The organism is Raineyella fluvialis, from assembly GCF_009646095.1.
Lineage (GTDB): Bacteria > Actinomycetota > Actinomycetes > Propionibacteriales > Propionibacteriaceae > Raineyella > Raineyella fluvialis.
On sequence record NZ_CP045725.1, the window covers coordinates 1,547,085 to 1,567,353 of the forward strand.

The 20,269-nt window shown below is 66.6% G+C and carries 20 protein-coding genes; 8 read left to right on the forward strand and 12 right to left on the reverse strand.

Annotation, left to right across the window (positions count from 1 at the left end; all coding sequences use genetic code 11):
* Positions 1–40: 40 nt before the first annotated feature.
* On the reverse strand, positions 41–880 hold the full coding sequence (locus tag Rai3103_RS07105; protein ID WP_153572004.1) for a Cof-type HAD-IIB family hydrolase: 840 nt from the start codon (positions 878–880) through the stop codon (positions 41–43).
* A 211-nt stretch (positions 881–1,091) separates the two neighbouring features.
* On the opposite strand from Rai3103_RS07105, the gene Rai3103_RS07110 reads away from it, so the two are divergent.
* From Rai3103_RS07110 to Rai3103_RS07120, 3 genes are all read left to right on the forward strand, one after another.
* Positions 1,092–3,905, forward strand: a complete 2,814-nt coding sequence (locus Rai3103_RS07110; RefSeq protein ID WP_228489246.1) for an alkaline phosphatase family protein — start codon at positions 1,092–1,094, stop codon at positions 3,903–3,905.
* Between the two features lie 131 nt (positions 3,906–4,036).
* A complete protein-coding gene (locus Rai3103_RS07115; protein WP_153572006.1) occupies positions 4,037–5,032 on the forward strand; it encodes a hypothetical protein in 996 nt (331 codons plus the stop codon).
* Between the two features lie 660 nt (positions 5,033–5,692).
* Positions 5,693–6,469 carry a hypothetical protein gene (locus tag Rai3103_RS07120; protein ID WP_153572007.1) on the forward strand — a complete coding sequence of 259 codons (777 nt, stop codon included), beginning with the start codon at positions 5,693–5,695 and terminating at the stop codon, positions 6,467–6,469.
* Between the two features lie 67 nt (positions 6,470–6,536).
* On the opposite strand, the gene Rai3103_RS07125 is transcribed toward Rai3103_RS07120, so the two are convergent.
* Together Rai3103_RS07125 and Rai3103_RS07130 are read right to left on the reverse strand one after the other, a co-directional pair.
* The gene (locus tag Rai3103_RS07125; RefSeq protein WP_153572008.1) at positions 6,537–8,354 is read right to left on the reverse strand and encodes a CHAT domain-containing protein; all 1,818 of its coding nucleotides are present in this window, start codon (positions 8,352–8,354) and stop codon (positions 6,537–6,539) included.
* 53 nt (positions 8,355–8,407) lie between these two features.
* A complete protein-coding gene (locus tag Rai3103_RS07130) occupies positions 8,408–8,740 on the reverse strand; it encodes a tetratricopeptide repeat protein (RefSeq protein WP_194793316.1) in 333 nt (110 codons plus the stop codon).
* Between the two features lie 391 nt (positions 8,741–9,131).
* On the opposite strand from Rai3103_RS07130, the gene Rai3103_RS07135 reads away from it, so the two are divergent.
* The 3 genes from Rai3103_RS07135 (at position 9,132) to Rai3103_RS07145 (ending at position 10,839) form a co-directional block, all read left to right on the forward strand.
* Positions 9,132–9,857, forward strand: coding sequence for a hypothetical protein (locus Rai3103_RS07135; RefSeq protein ID WP_153572010.1), 726 nt, complete (start codon positions 9,132–9,134; stop codon positions 9,855–9,857).
* 206 nt (positions 9,858–10,063) lie between these two features.
* Positions 10,064–10,480 carry a hypothetical protein gene (locus Rai3103_RS07140; RefSeq protein ID WP_153572011.1) on the forward strand — a complete coding sequence of 139 codons (417 nt, stop codon included), beginning with the start codon at positions 10,064–10,066 and terminating at the stop codon, positions 10,478–10,480.
* 59 nt (positions 10,481–10,539) lie between these two features.
* A complete protein-coding gene (locus tag Rai3103_RS07145; RefSeq protein ID WP_153572012.1) occupies positions 10,540–10,839 on the forward strand; it encodes a helix-turn-helix domain-containing protein in 300 nt (99 codons plus the stop codon).
* A gap of 273 nt (positions 10,840–11,112) precedes the next feature.
* Here the strand turns inward: Rai3103_RS07145 and dnaB are convergent, their stop codons facing one another.
* A complete protein-coding gene (dnaB, locus tag Rai3103_RS07150; RefSeq protein ID WP_153572013.1) occupies positions 11,113–12,489 on the reverse strand; it encodes a replicative DNA helicase in 1,377 nt (458 codons plus the stop codon).
* 809 nt (positions 12,490–13,298) lie between these two features.
* On the opposite strand from dnaB, the gene Rai3103_RS17675 reads away from it, so the two are divergent.
* The gene (locus Rai3103_RS17675; RefSeq protein ID WP_422396039.1) at positions 13,299–13,676 is read left to right on the forward strand and encodes a metal-sensitive transcriptional regulator; all 378 of its coding nucleotides are present in this window, start codon (positions 13,299–13,301) and stop codon (positions 13,674–13,676) included.
* Between the two features lie 163 nt (positions 13,677–13,839).
* On the forward strand, positions 13,840–14,049 hold the full coding sequence (locus Rai3103_RS07160) for a heavy-metal-associated domain-containing protein (RefSeq protein WP_153572014.1): 210 nt from the start codon (positions 13,840–13,842) through the stop codon (positions 14,047–14,049).
* Positions 14,050–14,080: 31 nt separating this feature from the next.
* Here Rai3103_RS07160 and Rai3103_RS07165 read toward each other — a convergent pair whose 3' ends face one another.
* The 8 genes from Rai3103_RS07165 to Rai3103_RS07200 all read right to left on the reverse strand — a co-directional run bounded on the left by Rai3103_RS07165 (position 14,081) and on the right by Rai3103_RS07200 (position 20,087).
* On the reverse strand, positions 14,081–14,728 hold the full coding sequence (locus Rai3103_RS07165; RefSeq protein ID WP_153572015.1) for an LON peptidase substrate-binding domain-containing protein: 648 nt from the start codon (positions 14,726–14,728) through the stop codon (positions 14,081–14,083).
* Positions 14,725–15,078, reverse strand: a complete 354-nt coding sequence (locus Rai3103_RS07170; RefSeq protein WP_153572016.1) for a thiamine-binding protein — start codon at positions 15,076–15,078, stop codon at positions 14,725–14,727. The genes Rai3103_RS07165 and Rai3103_RS07170 overlap by 4 nt, the downstream gene beginning before the upstream one ends.
* A 28-nt stretch (positions 15,079–15,106) precedes the next feature.
* Positions 15,107–16,168, reverse strand: a complete 1,062-nt coding sequence (locus Rai3103_RS07175) for an NADH:ubiquinone reductase (Na(+)-transporting) subunit F (RefSeq protein WP_153572017.1) — start codon at positions 16,166–16,168, stop codon at positions 15,107–15,109.
* A 99-nt stretch (positions 16,169–16,267) separates the two neighbouring features.
* Positions 16,268–16,591, reverse strand: coding sequence for a phenol hydroxylase subunit P4 (locus tag Rai3103_RS07180; RefSeq protein WP_153572018.1), 324 nt, complete (start codon positions 16,589–16,591; stop codon positions 16,268–16,270).
* 2 nt (positions 16,592–16,593) lie between these two features.
* A complete protein-coding gene (locus Rai3103_RS07185; protein ID WP_153572019.1) occupies positions 16,594–18,168 on the reverse strand; it encodes a YHS domain-containing protein in 1,575 nt (524 codons plus the stop codon).
* Between the two features lie 2 nt (positions 18,169–18,170).
* The gene (locus tag Rai3103_RS07190; RefSeq protein ID WP_153572020.1) at positions 18,171–18,494 is read right to left on the reverse strand and encodes an MmoB/DmpM family protein; all 324 of its coding nucleotides are present in this window, start codon (positions 18,492–18,494) and stop codon (positions 18,171–18,173) included.
* 1 nt (position 18,495) lies between these two features.
* Positions 18,496–19,554 carry a ferritin family protein gene (locus Rai3103_RS07195; RefSeq protein WP_153572021.1) on the reverse strand — a complete coding sequence of 353 codons (1,059 nt, stop codon included), beginning with the start codon at positions 19,552–19,554 and terminating at the stop codon, positions 18,496–18,498.
* A gap of 101 nt (positions 19,555–19,655) precedes the next feature.
* Positions 19,656–20,087 (reverse strand): hypothetical protein, encoded by a 432-nt coding sequence (locus Rai3103_RS07200; RefSeq protein WP_153572022.1) that lies wholly within the window; start codon positions 20,085–20,087, stop codon positions 19,656–19,658.
* Between the last annotated feature and the right edge of the window lie 182 nt (positions 20,088–20,269).

Here is a 20,269-nt window from a genome sequence, read left to right on the forward strand (position 1 = left end):
GGTGCGGCGCGTCGAGCGACCCGGGCCTTCAGCCGACGGGTCAGATGAGTCCGTGACGACGGAACGCGTGCCACACCCCGTCGTCGTTCACGCTCAAGGTGGTCTCGTCGGCGTGTGACTTCACCACGTCGTCCGCGTTGCCCATCGCGATCCCGATCCCGGTCACCTGCAGCATCTCCAGGTCGTTGTGACTGTCGCCGATGCCGATCGTACGATCCAGCGGCATGTTGAGGGCCTCCGCGAGCTCCGTGATCGCGGCGCCCTTGTTCACACCGTGCGGGCTCACCTCTCCGCCGGCCGAACCGAGGTAGGGGATCGTGCCGGTGATGACGTGGAAGCGGTCGCCCAGCCCGTCCCGCACGAGCGAGAAGCTGCCCGGGTGGGTGCCGAAGAAGGTGGCCTTGGCGATCCCCGTGTCGGGTGCCGGCCCTCGGTAGGCCATCCGCCGCTCGAGTTGTCGCATGTCGGCCGAGGCCACGGCGTCCCGGGCTGTGGCCATGTCGCCCTCGAACAGCGGCGCGACACGGGCGAACAGGCCGTGACTGGGGTAGACATCGGTGTAGCCCTGCATGGTGTACTCGAGGCCGCGGGTCTCGAAGAACACCTCCAACTCCTGCTTGACGTCGGCAGGCATCGAATGGGCGAAGAGAAGCTCACCGTCCCGCTCGACGAAGCCGCCGCCGGCGGAGATCACTCCGTCCACACCGATACTCGTCACCGTCGCGGGGATTTCGCGGCGGGAACGACCGGTGCACAGGTAGATCTGGTGTCCGGCCGCGCGGGCCGTCCGGATCGCGGTGGCAGCCGAGGGCGCAAGGTTCTGGGAGTGGTCGAGGAGAGTCCCGTCGACGTCGAGGAACACCAGGCGAGGGTCGGTCACGGATCACACTGTCGCACATGGGCCCGAGAGAAGAGCCGACCCCTGACCGTAAGTGTTCGCCCGGACACACCCAGAACGTCACCCAAGTCGGCGCTGGATGTCAACGGCGGAGCCTACGGTCGCTCGCGTGACAGGACCGTCAAAGACCACACAGAAACCTCTCGACGCGAACCGACACCCTCTCCTCGGCCGTCGCCCACTCTCGACGTGGGTGACGAGCCGCAAGCCGTTCTCCATCGCGGCCGCCAGCGTCTCGCTCGTCCTGCTCGGCGGCGGGATCGCCGCGGCCTCGACCATCCCGCTCGGCCAGCACCAGGTCGGAACCGAGTACGGCACCGGGCAGCAGGTCTCCTCCGACCAGGTGATCAAGCCGATTGGTGACCGCCTGATGACGCCGTTCGGCAAGATCATGGGCTCGACCGTCAGCCCCGACGGCCGTTACCTCGTCGGGACCAGCACCGACCGCTCGGTCGACCTGCAGGTCTTCGACCTGACGACCTACAAGCCGGTCGCTGCGGCCGGCACCCTCTCGGCCACCAGCTTCGCCTCCGCGGCGAGCAACGCCGGTTATCCCTCCATGGCCTACCTGAAGATCACCGACGGCTCCGTCGGCCAGGAAGGTCCGGTCTTCTCACCCGACGGCAAGTTCCTCTTCGAGCCGGTCGCCACCGGCATCATCCGCTACCCCTTCAACAGTGACGGTTCGCTCAGCGCCGGCACGAAGATCAGCATCCCGACCGCGGGCGGCAAGCAGGCTCTGACCGCCGGGATGGCGTTCTCCCCGGACGGCTCCACCCTGTACGCCGCCGTCAACGGCCAGAACACGGTCGTCGCGATCGACCCCGCCACGGGCGCCATCAAGCGGACGGTCGCCACCGGCATCGCCCCCCGCCAGCTCAGGTTCGTCGGATCGAAGCTCTACGTCTCCAACGAGGGCGGCCGGCAGGCTGTCGCGGGCGAGGCGACGATGGAGTCGTACGGCACGCAGGTGCCCGCCGACACCACCCTCGGCACCTCCACCAGCGGAACCCTCAGCGTGATCGACACGGCGGACACCTTGGCCCCGGTCTCGTCGATCGACGTCCAGCTGCATCCGACCGCGATGTACCTCGACGGCTCCAGCCTCTACGTGGCCAACACCAACAGCGACAGCCTCTCGGTCGTGGACACCGCGACCAACAAGGTCGTGCAGACCATCTCGACCCAGCCGTGGGCCTCGTCCCAGGTCGGCTACGAACCGACCGGCCTCACGATGCAGGGCGACCACCTGCTGGTCTCCCTCGGCCGGGCGAACGCCGTCGCGGTCTACCGGGTCAACAAGCAGGACCCGAAGGACCCGGTCAGCTCCATCGGCCTCCTGCCCACGGACTACTTCCCGGTCGGGGTCGCAACGGTGAACGGCCAGATCGTCGTCACCAACACCCGCGGCATCGACGCGCGCGGCCCGCAGCTGAGCTACAACCAGGGGCCCGGCACCACGGTGGCGACCGGCCATGGCACGCACTCCACCACGGCGTCGCTGACGAAGTTCACCCTGCCGGGTGACGACCAGATCCACCAGTACACCGAGACGGTCTTCGAGCAGAACGGCTGGGACGGTGCCTCCGTCAAGCAGGCGACGGCCGCCGACGCCGCCAAGATTCCGGCGGTGGCCGTGCCGAAGCGGATCGGGGACCCGTCGACGATCAAGCACGTCTTCCTGATCGTCAAGGAGAACCGTACGTACGACCAGGTCTACGGCGACATGAAGCAGGGCAACGGCGATGCCTCGCTCGCCCAGTTCGGCGCGAAGGTCACGCCCAACCAGCACGCGCTGGCCAGCCAGTTCGGTCTGTACGACAACACGTACGACATCGGCACCAACTCGGCCGAGGGTCACAACTGGATGATGCAGGGCGACGACCCGGCGTACACCGAGACCAGCGCCGGTGAGTACAAGCGGTCGTACGACACCGAGACGGATGTCCTGGGCCACCAGCGTTCCGGCTTCCTCTGGACCTCGGTCCAGGCCGCGGGCAAGACCGCCCGGAACTACGGGGAGTTCGACTCCACCGAGGGCAAGCCGGCGGGTGCGACCTGGCAGAACTACTACTGCGCGGCCACGAGCACCATGGCCGGGGGCGACCCGGCGCAGCTCTTCACGCCGTCGCTCCAGATGCACGCCGGCTCGGCCATCCCGTCGCTCGACGCGATCACGGACCCGAACGCGGCACCGTTCGACACCGCCGTGCCGGACATCTACCGCTACGCGACCTGGAAGCAGGACTTCGAGAAGAACGGCCCGAAGAACTTCCAGATGATGTGGCTGTCCAGTGACCACACCGGCGGCACCGCCGACCCGGAGGCGCAGGTCGCCGACAACGACCTCGCCGTGGGCAAGATCGTCGACGAGATCTCGCACTCGCCGTACTGGCAGGACTCCGCGATCTTCATCGCCGAGGACGACAGCCAGAACGGTGCCGACCACATCGACGGCCACCGCGCCCCGGTCCAGGTGATCAGCCCGTACGCCGTCCACGGGAAGACCGTCAGCACGTTCTACTCCCAGATCAGCATGGTCCGTACGATCGAGCAGATCCTCGGCGCCCAGCCGCTGAACCAGAAGGTCGCGGCGGCCACCCCGATGTTCGATGCCTTCACCAACAAGGCTGACATGACGCCGTTCTCGGCGGTGCCGAACCAGGTGCCGCTGACCGAGGGCGTCAAGACCGCGCCTGCCTGCGGCTTGGACACGTTGGGCCAGTCCGGCGCCGCGGCTGCTGCGGTGAACGCCGCAGCCGCCAAGGCCGTGGCTGTCCCCGCCTCGATGCGGGACACCGCCCAGGAGTGGGAGAACTGGTCGGAGCAGCAGCACCTGACCGGCAACGGCGCGAAGGAGGACTTCGCGAACCCCTACCTGTTCAACCGCTGGACCTGGTACCAGGCCCATGACTGGCAGACCCCGTACCCGGGTGACGCCAAGATCTACGGCCCCGACCACGTGCCGGGCATCCCCGCGGGCTCGACCGACCACCAGGACGACTGAGTCCCGACCGTCGCCCTTAGTTGCTGAATGCCCAGGCGCCGGGCTCGACGGAGACCCGTCGGGCCCGGCGTCTGGTGATTGGTGGCGTGCCTTCTGGTCATGCACTGTGCGGCGCCTGTCAGGATTGCCGCATGCCGGCGAAGGAGATACAGGGGGGCGACGTCATCGGCGCGCAGGTCCGTCGCGCGGTCGTAGGGTCGATATCGCTTGCCGTCGTGTTCACCCTGTGGGTGGTTCTCAGCAAGGAATCTCGAACGGTCGAGGCACAACTGCCCTGGCAGGACGATCCTTTCGACATCCTCACGTCCTTCGACTTCGTTCTTCCGCCTGTGGTGGTCGCGGTCATCGTCACCCGATCGGTGGTGCTTTCCTCACCGGGGCCGACGCCGATCCGGCGCGCGCTGGAACTGCTCCGGGCTTGTGCGGTCCTGATGGCGCTCTGCGGCGTGACGGAACTCAGTTACTGGGTCGCTGTGCTGCTGGGACTTCACCGTTCCGAGTGGGATACATCGACGGGGTGGGCGATCGGTGGTCTTTCCGTCCTGAGTGTGGCGACGGTCGGCGCCGGAATGTGGTTGGCGCGAGCCACAGGAGCGATCAGGAAGTCCGGGCAACCCTCCCCGCATCCTGACTGGCTTGACGACGCCGTTGCCGCGGCGGTGATCGTCGCCGGGGTCAGTGGCCCGCTGCGCAACCCCGCCCAGCACTTCGTCGTCTGGGTCGACCAGCACGTCGTCGCCCTCATCCGTCGTCGACCGGCACTGGCAGGCCTGGCGCTGGCAACTGTGTTGTCGCTGCCCTTCGTGATCGTGAAGTGGCGCGTGGAGCATTACCCGGCGGTGCTCCTGGTCCTCTCGTTCCTCTTGCCGGTCGAGGCGATCTGCGCAGCTCTGTGGGTGGCCGGAAGGATCATCAGCATCCCTGCGTCAGCCCGACGGCAACACCCGCTGGGGTCGACCGTGGCGGTCGGTGGATGCCTTGGGGGAGTGGCAGTCTTCGCCTTCCACGATGCCCTGCTGACGCACCCGAATCCCTCCGGCGCTCTCCTGCTGCTTCTCGGCGCGAGTCTTGCGGCTGCCGTTCTGACGCTCTTCACGTATCTGGCCCTCAAACGGGCGCGCCACTGAAGGGTCGGTGCCGCTGTGCCGGAGAGTGCCGGCAGAAGCCACGTCCGCCGACGGGCGGCTGTCCGGGTCAGCAGCAGCACCCGACCGGCCTCGGTCATCATCGTCTCCAGCTCGGAGATGAGAGAGGCTCCGGCCATGCAGCCGCTGTAGAGACTGAGGTCGCCGCGGATGTCGTCGGGCAGCTCGGTGGAGGCGACGACGTCGGGGATGGCGATGCGGCCGCTCGGGCGCAGCATGCGACGGCTTCACAGCCTTCGCTGTGGCCACCGAACTGGTCGGCCGCTTCCTCTCCCCGTAGTCGACGTCAGCGCAGACGCCCAGACGTGGTCTGCGACCCGAGCCGCCTGGCAGCAATCACTCATCCAGCAGCCACGCCATTCACCCAAGATTCGAGAGCAATACCCAATCCGTGCCCTGAAATGTATAGCAAAACCAAACGTGATTGTTGCAGGGTTCCGGCGTGGGGAGGGGCGGATCCTGATCTCGCTGGCCGGCGTTGCCCCTGCGTCCCGATCAGCTGCCCGCCTGTGAAAGTTCCCTCTCGATGCCCTGCGCCTGTAGCCTGAGGGGTGAGCGTCAGCTCGTCTTGTCTCCGGGGAAGATCTAGGGATTGACTAGGGATTGTTCACCCGCCAATTCGGAATGTGAAGAGGTAGGACCATGAATACCGAAGATGTGACGAGCTACATCGAGCAGGTCGAGTTGGCGTCGCCGGAGGAGTCGATGCTCCTCGCGGGGGAGGATCTACCCCAATTCGAGGACTGGACCCCTCAGGGTGCTGTCGTCGACTCGAACCTCGTTACGTATCCCGAGGGAACTCGCCTGAGTGTCAAGAACGCGGTTGGAGCCTGGCTGTTGTTCGCCCAGCGGGCGGCTTCCGCCAAAGTCCCCGACAAAGAGGACACGATAGGGTGGGCCTCCGCATACCATGACACCCTTCTAAGGACAGGCTGGGTGCAACGCGGCCAGACCGATGCCTGGACGGAGGAGAACCTCACTGGCTCGAAGGTGCACGAGCAGATCCTTGCCGTGGTCACCGTGGTTCTGGGGGCGGCACCCGCCGCATTGGCCATCGTGACAGCGGCACTCAAGAGCCTCCAGGCGATGGACCAGGAGTCTCCGTGGATCACGCTCTTCGACCGGCGTGGAAAGGATGCGACTGCTGTCGGTTTTCAAGTAGCCAACTGTGAAGCGAGCGATGACGGCGGCGCGGCCCTTCACGCGGTGGATTTCCGGCTGCGGGCCAAGCAAACACTGACCCAAGTGCTGTTCTTCAAGCTCACTCGGAACGAGGCGTCCTTGTTTCGTCGGGGGGTCGTCCTCGAATTAACGCCGGACGTACTCAAGGATATCGGACCAGCCATTCAGAAGCGCGTCCGAGCCGACATGCTCGACAGTATCGCTGCTATCGATCTGGCGGTTCCTGCCCCCAACTGATCCGCTTGGCCCGACAAGAGGCCCGTCACGGGTCAGGTTGCACGCGAGCCGCCATGTGACACTCAGGTCAGGCACTCGGCGCCACCAGTGCGGGGTCGATGCGGGTGTCGATGTCGCAGTGCACTGCGTACAGAAGGCCCAAGGGGTTCCTGTAGCGGTCGAGGAAGTCCCGTCGTGTCGCCAGCATGGCTTCGCCGATCGGCTGCCCGTCGAAAAGACGGTCGAAGAAGGCTTCTGCAAACCGAATCGCGAACAGGCCTGGCATCTTGGACTGGGTGCCGATGACTCCACGGGCGCCTCTGGAAAGGAAGTACGGTACGAAGCCCGTGTAGAAGAGTGGGGTCAGGTCCGCGGATTCACAGGCGTTGATGAACACGAGCGGCTGCTTGGGCAACCTGAGACTCACCCCTGCGTTGTCGTTCAGGTCATCCAGGGTCAACGGACTGTTCGGTTCCATGGTGATGGCCGCCCGGCCGGTGTCGTCGTTGCGTCCCTGAGCGACCGCATGGCAGTAGAAGTAGACGATCTGGTCGCCGTTGCTGGGATCCTTCAAGGCTTCTAGCACGGCGGTTCGTGTGGTGCGCGGCCGCAGCGAGAGTCTTTTCCGTTGCGATGGGAGATGCTGCCAACGCTGCTGGTGCTCCTGCACTCTGGAATTCACCAGGTCCGGCCCGACACGGAGATTGAGGTTCAAACCCACTGTCAGCTCTGGGGTGCTGCTGATCTTCAGGGTCCTGCCGCGCAGAAGCGGGCCGAGCGGTACTTGCTCGATCAGATGTCGCAGGCCGAGGAAGTAGTCCCAGTCGAGAGTGGCGTCATCGCTGACGTCGCCGACATAAAGCAGCGCCCAAGGGATTGCTGCCTCTTTGTCGACCACCTGCAGAGTCAGCAAAGCCTGGGCGTCGATCGCTTCAGCCCGAAGATAGTTCCCCAATGCTTTGGCGTCGGAGCCTGCTTGGGGATGGAAGAACAGCTTGCGGAACAGCCTCCCCCCGGCTTTGGCAAGCGTCCTGAGGGCGTCGCGCTCAAGAGGTGGCGGGATCTGGAAGCCTGTCTGGAACACGAGCTTGCCGGCGTCGTCGCGAAGCCTGACGACACTGAGGAGCTTCTGCTGGACGTGGTCGATCTCGGCGGCCAACTCCTCGGTGGTTATCGGAAGGAAGACCGTCGGACTCAGAACTCCTCCGGCTGTGATGATGCACTCGTAACCCGAGCGGCTCGCCCGCTGCAGGATCAAGCTCATGTCGCGCGGCTCCAGGTGTCTGAGGGCGTCCGGGGGCCGCCCTACCTTGGTCAAGGTGGCAGGGCCCGCCGTCCCCGCCCACACAGTGAAGTGAAGCAGGTTCACGAAGTTGCCGTGGAGGTGCACGGCGGCAGTGATTGTGCAGGCGCCCTCGTAGCGCGCCGCGACCACGAACCGCGCCGGCACCGGAGTTCGACCCCGGCGCGGCACCACGAGATCGGCGACCGGCTTGCCGCGAATGTCGAAGTCCTCTGAGGACACCTGCACGGTAAGCGTCAGTGCTTCCACCGACGTGTCGGTGAACAGACTCTCGTCGAACGTTTCGGCGGCAGCAGCGCCCTCGATTTCAGGATCGACGCTGAAGAGAACGGTGTAGTCCGTGCCGACCTGTAGCGGCGTGTCGGGATCGCAGTCCTCGATATCGGCACGCCACTGGCGGGGTCGGACGTCGGAGGGTTGCCGCGGGATCGTTTCGGTGCTGGGGCCCGCGTCGTTGCCGAATTTGTCCTCGTCGGGAGGCAGGCCGCCTTCGTCGTAGGCAAAATCGCGGGCCTCGTCCGGGTCAGGTTTCCACTGATTGAATGCGAGCCCAGCCGACCCCAGGTTGATGGACGGTGCGATCAATCTCAACGTGATCGCCATGCGCAGGTACAGGAGAATGGCCTTGGCTGTGGTCCTCCAGTGGCGTGCCTCGATCAGGTCGGGGGGTCCGTTTTCGTGGCCAGCAGTATCGCGAGGTTGTTCATGGCGCTGGTGTTGCCGGCGTTGGCGGCGGTGGTCCACCAGTGGCGTGCCTCGATCAGGTCGGGGGGGTCCGTTTTCGTGGCCAGCAGTATCGCGAGGTTGTTCATGGCGCTCGTGTTGCCGGCGTTGGCGGCGGTGGTCCACCAGTGGCGTGCCTCGATCAGGTCGGGGGGGTCCATTCTCGTGCCCAGCAGTATCCCGAGTCTGTTCATGGCGTTGGTGTCACCGGACTTGGCGGCGCTGGTGTAGGCCTCGATTGCCGCTGAGAAGGGCGATTCCCCCACGCGGAAGCCTCGGCATGGGTCATCGGTTTCCTCCCACCAGCCGGTGGAGCGCCCTGGGCACCCGCTGATATTGCCCCGATCGGGGCACGGGCTCGAGGTGATACTCCTGGTGAACGGGTCCGCCGTCAGCATCGGCGACGATTACGCTCATCGTCCCACTCGGGGTAGAGCAGGTCAGGCAAGACCCACCGCGGATTCCTTCAGGTGCAGCCCTCGGTGGTTGGCGGTTGCCCTGACCACGCCGAACGGCACGAGCCCGGGGTCCATCGGGTAGATGAGCTTCGGCTACTCCTCCACGCGGGCATCCCTCGATGAGCCAACGCGGACCGTTGTGCTGGCCCCACCCCTCGCGGATGATGGACGTAACCCCACGCGAGCCAAAGGTCTGTGGATGCCAGCGACTTCTACCTTCCAAGGTGTCCGGGCGATTGCCCTCGCTGCGCTGGCGGTGCATGTCGTGATCGGCCTGGTCAGTTCCGTGCTGTTTGTCGCGGCGTTCAGATTCCGCCTCGACTACTTCCTCGACCTCGCTTCACTCGTCGATGCGGGACCGGTCTCTGCGGAACTGCTCCGCTGGGCGGCGACGGCAGACCTTCTCAGCTACTACCTTCCCGTTCCGGTGATTGCGTACGCCCTATGGTGCTCGCTGCGTCCCCGTTCCGCCGTCGTCGCCGACTTGTCGCTCGTCGCTGCGTGCGCCTATGCCGTGGCAGGAGGCATCGGTGCCGTGATGCTGGCCGTCGTCGCGCCGTCGCTGATGCATGCTCGGGCGGCAGGTGCAGACCCCGCCGTCACGGTGGTCTTCGCTGCCGTCACCACCACTGTGTACGCAATCTGGCAGGTTCTTGATCCCCTCCTTCTCAGCGCCTGGTGGCTGGGGGCGAGCCTGCTCCTGCGTCGCGACCACCGGCGTTTCGCCGTTGTCATGGGGGCGCTGGGTGGCACGGCCGCGGTGGGGGCACTGCTGACTCTCGTAAAGGCCCGGCCGGTCCTCGGCGCCTTGGCCGGTGTGGTCTTCGTACTGTGGACGGCGTGGGAGGTGTGGCTCTTCGTCCTGATCTGGCGGCGCGCGGAGCCCTTCGACATCCTCGCCGTAGACACGTCTGACCACGTGTGACCTCAGTGCCCCTGCGCATCCCGTCCTCCTCTCCCGAGCCCGGCCAGCGTGGGCTCCTTGCCCACGCGTTCATCGTGGCGGGAGGAGAGATCACCAAGGAGGCTCGCTGTCGGCCAGCAAGGTGCAAGCCGTCATGGCTCCGCGGCGTCTGCCTTAGCCGTCCGTGCCTACAGATAGCCTTCGGGTGGCGATGGTGGGGGGGGCGTGTGGGCGAGTGGACCATTGAGTATGAGGGGGACCGGTTCGAGAAGTTCTTCCTGGGCTTGCCCGAGTACGAGCAGGCAGTGTTGGATGCAGCCATCACCCATGTCCTGGCGGTCCGCGGTATCGACATCTGCAACGGGGAGTGGGGCAAGCCCCTCGGTGAAGGCCTGTACGAGTTCCGGGTGCGTCGGTCGCTGCAGGCTATCCTCACCGAGGCCGGGATGCCGCTGCCCGAGGACCTGGCCGGCGCTGATCGGCAGGTGCTTCTCCGCGTGCTGTGTGCCTTCCGTGGGAACAAGATCGTGTTGCTGTACAGCGGGTACGACAAGCAGCGGGACCCCTCCGCCAAACGTCAGGCCCGGGAGATCGCTGCCGCGCGGAGGTGGCATCGCGCCGGGAGGAAGCACCGCAGGGATTGACGCCTCTGAACCGCGTACGCCTAATATGGCTTTACACGCATAGAGGAGATGTCCCCGTCATGGCACGTAGCTTCGCGGACCTCGCGTCCCGCGCAAAGGAGTCCTGGTCGGGCGACGCCCACCAGGTCAACGAGGCGGCCAGCAAGGTCTTCAAGGCGGAGGTCAGCGCCCAAGAGGCGCTGGGCGCCGATCTGGCTGACGCTCGCCACGGCCGCAACATCACCCAGAAAGTCCTCTCGGACCTCTCTGGTGTCCCGCAGTCGGAGATCAGCAGGATCGAGAGTGGCCGGGCGAACCCCACGATCGAGACCGTCGCCCGCCTGGCTGCCGCACTCGACAAGAAGCTCGTGCTTCAGTAGGCAGTCTCCCGCTTTGGAGGCTTGGTAGGCGGTCCCCTGACTTCAAACGGGGTGTTGGTCGCTGCTGGTCAAGACGCATCGCTTCTTGCACGGTGAACAGTCCGCGCAGCACTGGTACCGCACTCGGGAGTGCCCGGGTGGCCCATGCGTGCAGCGCCGCTCGGGGTGGCGACTATTCCATGAAGTCGAAGAGCGTCCAGTCGACAGGCCGAGAACCGGAAAGGTCACCTTTTCGGCGATTTGTGCAAAGTAGGAGGCATCTCGACAGACGGCTCAGTGAGCCATATCCGTGAAACGGGAGTAGTGCCCCTGGAAGGCCACCGTCACGGTCTTCGTGGGCCCGTTTCGGTGCTTGGCCACGATGATGTCCGCTTCGCCGACGCGGTCGGAATCGTCCTTGTTGTAGTAGTCGTCGCGGTGAACGAGGATGATCACGTCGGCGTCCTGCTCCAGCGAGCCGGATTCACGCAGGTCGGAGACCGAGGGGCGCTTGTCGTCGCGCTTCTCCGAGTTACGGTTCAGCTGCGAGATGGCGATCACGGGTAGCTCGAGTTCCTTGGCCAGCAGCTTCATCTGCCGGGAAAACTCGGAGACCTCCAGCTGGCGGGACTCGACCTTCTTGCCGGAGCTCATCAGCTGCAGGTAGTCCAGCACGATCAGCTTGAGGTCGTGCTGCTGCTTGAGCCTTCTGGCCTTCGCGCGGATCTCCATCATGGTCATGTTGGGCGAATCGTCGACGAACAGCGGAGCCGACCCGATCAGGCTGGCCTTGCTGGAGACCCGGTCCCACTCGTCGCTCGACATGGTGCCCTGGCGCATGTGGGACAGCGGCACCGATGCCTCGGCCGAGAGCATGCGCATGGTGATCTCGGTCTGGCTCATCTCGAGCGAGAAGATGCAGGCGGTGAGCCCGTGCTTGATCGCGGCGGAGCGGCAGATGTCCAGACCCAGCGTCGACTTCCCCATGCCCGGGCGCGCCGCGATGATGATCATCTGCCCCGAATGCAGCCCTGTGGTCAGCTCGTCGAGTTCGGCGAAGCCGGTGGGGACGCCGCTCATCACGCCGCCCTGCGCCTCGATCAGCTCCATCTCGTCCATCGTGGGCTCGATCAGCATCTCGAGGGGCTTGTAGTCCTCGGTGGTCCGTCGATCGGCGATGGCGTACATGGTGGCCTGGGCCTCGTCGACGATGTCGTCGACGTCCCCCTCGGCGTTGTAGCCGAGCTGGGCGATCTTGATCGACGCCTGGACGAGGCGGCGCAGCACGGCCTTGTCCCGGACGATCTGGGCGTAGTAGCCGGCGTTCGCGGCGACGGCGACGGAGGCGACCAGGTCGTACAGGTACGTGTGTCCGCCGACGCGAGCGATCTCGCCGCGCTTGGTGAGCTGTTCGGCGACGGTGATGGCGTCAGCGGGTTCACCCAGGGAGTACAGGTGGACGATCGCGTCGTAGATGAGTTCGTGGGCGGGCTTGTAGAAGTCGTCGCTGCGGACGAGCTCGATCACCTCGGCGATGGCGTCCTTGGAGATCATCATGGCGCCGAGCACGCTCTGTTCGGCGATCAGGTCCTGCGGCGGTTGGCGGTCAGGTGCCGGACCGGGCTCCCGACGTTCGGTGTTCCAGGCGGATTCGAGCCCGACGACACCCATGTCTCCCCCTTCTGACGTTTCTCCCGCGGACATGACCGACCCTAGGTGCGGCCTCTGACACCGGGTCCCGTGCGCCGCTGAGGGCGTACGGGATGCTGTTCAGAGGCCCCTCCCGAACCCGCCGCTCGATGTCTCCGTGCCGTCTGCGGAGTCCTTCGGCGGCGGCCTCCGGAGGGCCGACGGAGCTCCACCGTAGACGCTTCCCGGGGACTCCGCCAGACGGGTTATCCACAGGGGTGTGGATATCTGGGGGCGGCTTGTGGAGACCCTCCCTGTGTAGGGGGACAACTTGTGGACCGTCCCTGACCCCACCTGGTCAGACCACCACGAAAGACGCTTTGACTAGGAGGGATGGACGGCTGTAACGGTGGAGAAATATCGTTCGTCGCGAATCATCAGACCAGATGCACCACTGGTCTGTGAGGTTGACAGGAAGCGTTCGCTGTGGCATTTCCACACGCGTTGTGTATAACTTGACAGCCCTCTCGGCGTCGATCTTCGCGTGACTACGGCGAACGGATCAAGAGATGTCGAAGCTCTGCGGAGCCACTCCGCGAGGGTGTAGCGTGACTCCTCTTTGCCGGTGTCGGGTAGGCTGGGGCGTCGACTCGGAATGCGCGGACGGGGGTCCGTGGTGATACCCGAAGGGCATCATGGGGGATGAACGGAGGAGGTTCACGATGGAAGCCGAGGCCACTGTGTTCGAGGGGTCGTCGACCACCACGTCGACCGGGACGTCAGCCGCACCGGCCGCCTGCTGCGGCGGCGCCGGTGCCACTGCGATGACGCTCCACGCTCCCGCGGGTCACGTGCCGGCGTCGCTCGAGGACCGGCCGGAGGTCGATGACGCGCCGACCACCGATGGGGAGCATGCGGAGGGCGGCGCCTGCTGTGCCACCGACAATCCCTGGGGCTACGCCGACAACAAGCAGGACTACGTCCGCCGGCTGCGCCGGATCGAGGGCCAGGTCCGTGGCCTGCAGCGGATGGTCGACGAGGACCAGTACTGCATCGACATCCTGACCCAGATCTCGGCCGTCACCAAGGCCTTGGAGTCCACCGCGCTCCGCCTCCTCGACGAACACCTGTCGCACTGCGTCATGCACGCCATCGAGGCCGGTGGTGAGGAGGCCGAGCAGAAGCTCGCCGAGGCCTCCGCCGCCATCGCCCGCCTGGTGCGTTCCTGACGCCTGCGCATGGCCTGACACCGGTATGCGCGGTCCCGACGGCCCTACGCGTGGTCCCGATACCGGTACGGACGCGGCCCGCTGTCAGCCACCCGGCGTACGCTTCTCTGCAGCAATCCACCGCCGGGGTGAGCGCCCCGGGTCGAGTCCCAGGAGGACCTCCATGGCCACCACCGCCTACACCGTCTCCGGCATGACCTGCGACCACTGCGTCGCCTCGGTGACCGAGGAGGTCGGCGCCGTCGAGGGCGTCACCGGTGTCGACGTCACCCTGGAGTCCGGCCGGATGGTCGTCACCTCCGACGCCGAGATCGCGTTCGAGAGCATCGCCGCTGCCGTGGACGAGGCCGGCTACTCGGTCGTCCCCGCCTGATCCCTGACCGTCGCTATCGGCCCCCGACCACTCAGTTGGGGGAGTCGCTGATGTTGCGACGGAACGGCAGTGAGTGCGTGGCCCGGATCAGCACAGCCTCGCGCCGCAGCCGGTCCCGTGCCGCCAGCAGGCGGGCTTCGGTGGTCGGTGCGGCGAGCAGTTCCTGCTGGTCCGGGATGCTGAGCGGGACGAGCGCCCCCACCGTGTAGGCGAGTTCGTCCGGATCGTCGGGGAGCGGCGGGATCTCCCCGTTCAGGGCCGTGGCGTACGTCTCCAGCGCGCGGCGCACCTCGGCGGCGTGGTCGCGGACGCGCTCCATGTCACCGCGTTCCTCCGGCAGCTTCGTCACCAGCCCGATGGCGTACGGCGATTCGGCGGCCGCGTCGACGCCGTCCAGCCGGAACCGCCAACTGCCCAGCACCCGGATGACGAACCGCTCCCCGAGCGAGCGTACGGACGCCAGTCGTGCGGCACACCCCACCCGGTGCACGCTGTGCACCTGGCGCGCGCCGATCTCGGAGCCCTCCCGGATCGCCACCACGCCGAACTCACGATCCTCGGGCTCCACCTCGGAGAGGTCCTCCAGGAGCTGCAGGTAGCGCGGTTCGAAGACCTGCAACTGCAGGGGCATCCCCGGGAAGAGCACCACGCCCAGGGGGAAGAGCGGCAGTCGCCTCATGAACCGCCCCCTCCGCTGCCCGCCCCGGCGGTCTGGGCGGCGGGGGCGTCCGCCGTCAGGGTGGCCTCGACCCGGGCGACCTTGCCGGTGATCTCCCCGGTGTGGCCGGGCCGGATGTCGGCCTTGAGCACCAGCGACACGCGGGGCCCGTACGCCCCGACAGCCTCGGTGGCGCGCTTGATCACGTCCATCACCTCGTCCCAGTCACCCTCGAGGGTGGTGAACATGGAATCGGTGCGGTTCGGTAGGCCGGACTCGCGGACGACGCGCACGGCGGCGGCGACGGCCTCATGCATCGAGGCGTCGGGGTTGTCCCCGCCGGAAGGGGCTACGGAGAAAGCGACGAGCATGCCACCACCGTAGTCATTCCGGGCCCGGTCAGCGCTTGATCAGTGGAGAGCCGACCCCCTTCTGCTTGTCGCCCTCGTTGAAGAAGTCCTCGTGGAAGATGTCGCGCGGGAACAGCCTCCGGCTCATGAACGACTTGAGGCAGCCCTCCACCATCGCCGGTGATCCGCACATGTAGCCCTGGTAGCCGGTGAGCTTGTCGAAGTCCTCCTCCATCGCGGTGCTGACGAAGCCGGCGCGGTAGCCCTCCGGCGGCTCCTCGGCGGAGACGCACGGGTGGAAGGTGAACTGGTCGGGGTACTCCTCCTCCATCGCGCGGAAGACATCGACGTCGTAGAGGTCGGCCACGGTCCGGCCGCCCGCGTAGAGGGTGATGTGGCCGTCGTACGCCTCGTCGAGCAGGGCGTGCTTGACCATCGACGCCAGCGGTGCGAGGCCGGTGCCCCCGCCGAGCATGACGACGGGCTTCTCCTCCTCCCAGGTGCGCAGCACGAAGCGTCCGTACGGTCCGGAGAGCTGGACGCTGTCACCGAGGGCGGCGTCCTTGAACAGCCAGCCGTCGGTGGCGACACCGCCGGGGACGTTGCGGACCTGGAACTCGATGATCCGGTTCTCGCTCGGCGAGTTGGCCATCGACCAGGTGCGGTCGATCCCGTCGGTGCCCGGGACGATCACCCGCATGTACTGGCCGGCGTTGAAGTGCAGGTCCCGATCCAGCTCGATCCGCAACCGCTTGATGTCGTGGGCGATGTCGGACAGCTCGACGATCGTGCCGGTGAAGTCCTCGACCGGGTGGATCTCCAACTCCTCGTCGACATCGATGTCGGCCTCGATCGTCACGTCGGTCTGCGGGCGGGCGCAGCAGGTCAGCGTCTTGCCCTCCTCGCGCTCGAAGTCCATCAGCGCGAAGCTCGACGCCTCGCCGTGGTCGACGTCGCCATCGAGGACCTCCACCTTGCAGGTGGCGCAGGTGCCGTGGGTGCAGGAGTGCGGCAACCAGACACCGGCCCGCAGGCAGGCCTCGAGGATGGTCTGGTCGTCGGCGACCTCGACCTCGCGGCCGAGGGGTTCAACGGTGACGGTGTGGCTCATGGTCCCAGGGTTCTCTCTGTACGGGGGTGGCGTGGCGGGGGAGACGGCGTGGCGTACGGGGAGGGGCCGGGGCGGACCCGGCCCCTCCCCGTGGACCGGTCAGGCCCGGGCGAAGCCCAGGGTGTTCTTGTGCTGGACGCCCAACTCGTCGAGGGTCTTGTCGTCCTGCGGAGTGAAGGCGTCGTCGACCAGCGTCCAGGCGTAGGTCTCCTCACCCGTCATGTGCGGGTTGGCGGAGACGAACGGGAGGAACTGGGTCTGGTAGAAGTCCTTCCAGGTCATCGCCTTCGGCACGCGGACGGTGGCCGCGGCGGCGAACCAGCGGTCGTCCTTCTGCCAGAGGTGGACCAGGATGTCGTCGCCGTAGAGCGCCTGGGCCGACCGGGACGGGTAGCTGTAGTCGTAGAGAGCGTTGATCGCCATCGTCAGGCGTCCTTTCCGAGCTTGTCCTCGATCTGGTGGTGCCACTTCTGCCAGTTCTGGTCGTCGACGCCGCCGACGAACTCCCCGGAGTCGCCCTCCTGGTAGCCGTACCAGGCCAGCACGTCCGGGATGGTCGGGCCGCCGCAGTTGCCCTGGTAGATCTGGTGGACGGGCAACCAGGCCTGGCGGTACTTCTCCGGCTCGCGGTCGAAGATCCACTTGCAGGCCTCGGAGCAGAAGTTGTAGTGCTCCCCCTCGTGGTCGGAGTGGAACTGGGCGATGTGTTCGGAGTCGTGGTTGACCTTGAACGTCATCGGGACCTGACAGATCTGGCAGAGCTCCGGCAGGCCGGGGAAGGTGAAGCGCTTGCCCTCCTCGTCGAGGGTGCGCATCTCCTCCCACTTCGCGCGGTACTCCTGGTCAAAGGTGTCCGGGTAGGCCTGGGAGAGCCAGTCCAGGTGCTCGGCGTCGGGCACGGTGGTGGTGAAGTTCGCGGCGTGGCTGAACTGGTAGAGGGTGTCGTACAGCCAGTGCGACAGGTGCTCCTTCTCCCAGATCGCCTGCTCGACGTGCTTCGGGGGGCGGATGCCGTAGAGGGCGAGGTCCGGGAAGAGGCCACCCATCATCTGCTGCTCGAAGTAGAGCTCGAAGGCCTCCTTCCAGCTCATCACCGGCCGCGGCAGCATGTAGTCGAGCATCGCGGCGACGAGGCCGGTGACGCGGTAGCCGCGCCAGAACCACTTGTCCACCCACTCCTGGACGATCGGCACGTTGGCCTCGTCCTGCTCGAGGATGAACTTGATCGCCTCGAGGCCCAGCGTCATGTGACGGGACTCGTCGGACTGGGCGGAGAAGCCGAAGGTCATCGTCGGCAGGTCGCCGTTGAAGCTGGCGGCCGACATGAATGGCACGAACAGCAGGTTCGTCAGCAGGTACTCGAACGAGAAGCCGATGGCGATGAGGAACTCGAACGGGCCGGCCGACAGGGCGTCGTCGAAGTACGACTTGGTCACCGACAGGTACCAGACCCGGTCGTGCTGCTGCAGGAAGTTGTGGAAGCCCGTGTAGAACTTGTTGTAGTTCGACAGGGTGTGGATCTCGGTCTGCGCGTGGCGCATCTCGTCGACCGACTGGCACAGCGCCGCGAAGCGCGGGCCCGGCCCGTTGAACTGCCGGGCGAGGTACGCGAAGTGGCGGTTGGCCTGGTACTCCAGCGGGGTGACGCCGCCGAGGAAGATCTTCATCGCGTTCAGGTAGCTGGCGTCCGCGAGGGTGAGGTGGCCCTGGCCCTGCGCGAACCCGTCGAGCACGGAGTAGAGGCGCTTGTCCTTCTCCGCCTGGTAGCGGTAGTACGCGTCGACGGTCAGCCGGAACGGGTCGTCCCACTTGGACCAGTCGTGGATCTTGATGCCCTCGTACTTCGTGTGCGGGTACATCTCGTCCTCGGAGACGTACGTCGGCTCCCAGTCGAGGTCGCGGGTCAGCGCGCTGTAGCGCGCCTTCATCGAGAGCTTCTTGGGCTTGGCCGTCTTCGCGGCCGGGCTCGGAGCGGCGGTGTTCGGAGTCGTGGCGGTCATTGTCAGTCCTCGTCTTCTTCGTCGTCCTCGACCCGGGGACCCCAGGAGATGACGATGCGGTCCTCGTCCCACTCCGAGATGTTGCCGGAGAGGGTGATGATGGCCATCTGGAACTCGTGGGTCTCCCACGTGCGGCCGAGTTGGGCCTCGACACTTTCGCGGTTGATCTGCAGCCGGCCCGGGGCCTGGAGCTTCACCACGCCGGGGAAGTGGTTGATCACCAGGTCGGCGTTGTCGGCCTCGATGGCAGTGATCAGCGCGCGGTTGTTCTCGGTCTCCTGCAGGTCGACGCTGACCGGCCGGGCGTCCAGGATCTTCTCGGTCATCTCAGGCTCCCTGGGTCTGGTCGAGCACGGGCTGGTCGAGCACGGTCTGGTTGATCTCGAGGCCGAGGGCGCGGAACTTCTCCGCGACCGCGGCGGCGTGCGTACGCACGGCGGCCACGGAGTCGGTCCCGGCGAGCGCGTCCGCCTGCGCGGCGACCTTCTCGACCGCGGCCAGGGCCTGCGGCAGCCAGGTGTTCACCGCGGCGGCGATGGCGGCCTTGTTGGTTGCGCCGTACTGCTCGTCGGCGATCCACTCCTTGTACAGCGGGTCGAGCCACTTGCGGTGCTCGCTCCACCAGGTGCCGATGTGCTGGGCCAGCAGGGAGTAGGCGCCCGCACCGAAGAGGATGGCCTCCTCGTCGAGGTGGCGGTACACCAGCGCGTCGAGCAGCTCGTCGACGACGTCGAGGCCGATCACGCCGACCGCCCAGTCCTGTTCGACCAGCAGCTTCTCCTCGACCTCGCGCAGGCCCTGGAGGTGCGGGGCATCCATCCACAGGGCCTTGGCCGACTTGAGCACGCTCGCGGTCTCCCCGCCGAGGGCGATGCCGACGCGGGAGATCAGCTGGGCGTTGCCGATGCGGTCGAAGCTCTCGTAGCTGCAGCACTGGGCGATGGTCGCCCCGTAGCTGAACCGGCAGGCGTTCGAGTAGAGCATCTGGGCACCGGACTCGAAGTGGCGCAGCGGGATGATCACCTGGGCGATCAGCTGCTGCCAGTTCTCCGGCGTACGCTCCAGCAGGCCGTGGTCGGTGACGTAGTCGAGGGTCTTGCCGAAGGCCTCGTGCATCGCGGCCCGATTGGTGACGTACGGCGTGTAGTAGTACTGCCGCGGGTCGGTGTAGGAGTACGGGTCGGTCAGCTTGAGGGCGCTGTAGTCCGGGTCGTAGAGCTCACGCTCGGAGTCCCAGGTCGGGCGGTAGTGGAAGTTCTCGGTCGGCTGGAGGCCGATGGTCCCCTCCTGGTAGCGGGTGGCGGGCTTGTCGCCGTAGCGCTCGATCAGTGGCGTGAAAGTCTGGCGAAGCGGCTCGATGACCTGGGTCTTCAGCTCGTACTGCACGTGACTGACCTCCTTCCTGTGGTTGCCGGTCGTCGTTGACCGGACATCTGGGGGTGCGGCGCGCCGAGGGGCGTACGCCGGGGGTGGGCGCGGGGCCCGGTTCAGCTGAGGTGGGCCGATTCGGTGTTGCGCAGGCCGGCGACGACGGCGAGCCGGACCAGCAGATCGGGCAGGGCTTCGGGCCCGACCAGTTCGTGTGCCTCGCCCTGGGGCAGGTCGGACGAGATGATCCGCCCCACGGTGCGACCACCGCGGAAGCTGGTCGAGACCCGGGCGCGGTGGTCGCGGCAGGTGATGGTGAAGGCGAGGTCCTCCCCGCCCACTTCGTCGGCGAGATCCATGTGCGAGGCGGGATCCTCGATGACCGCATTGGCCTCGCAGACGAGCTGCTCGGCCAGCGACCGCAGCACCACCTGGCGATCCGTGCCCTCGTTGCGGGCGACGGCGAGCGACGGGCGCAGTGCGGGCTCGGGGGCCTCCTGGGGCTCGGGGGCCCCGAGCACCTCCGCCAGCCGATGCATGAAGAACGTCATGGACTCCTCCTTGAGTCGTGTCCGTGGCACCGAATGTAAGTTGGGTCACAGACCGGCCGGTACCCGTAGAACTACCCGTATCGGCCCCCGTGGTGCGGGTGGGTGGGCCGCGATGGGGCTGCCCGACCTCCGGGTGGGAGCGTTCCGGAGGAGCGGTCGGCAGCCCCCGATCCCGCGCAGGC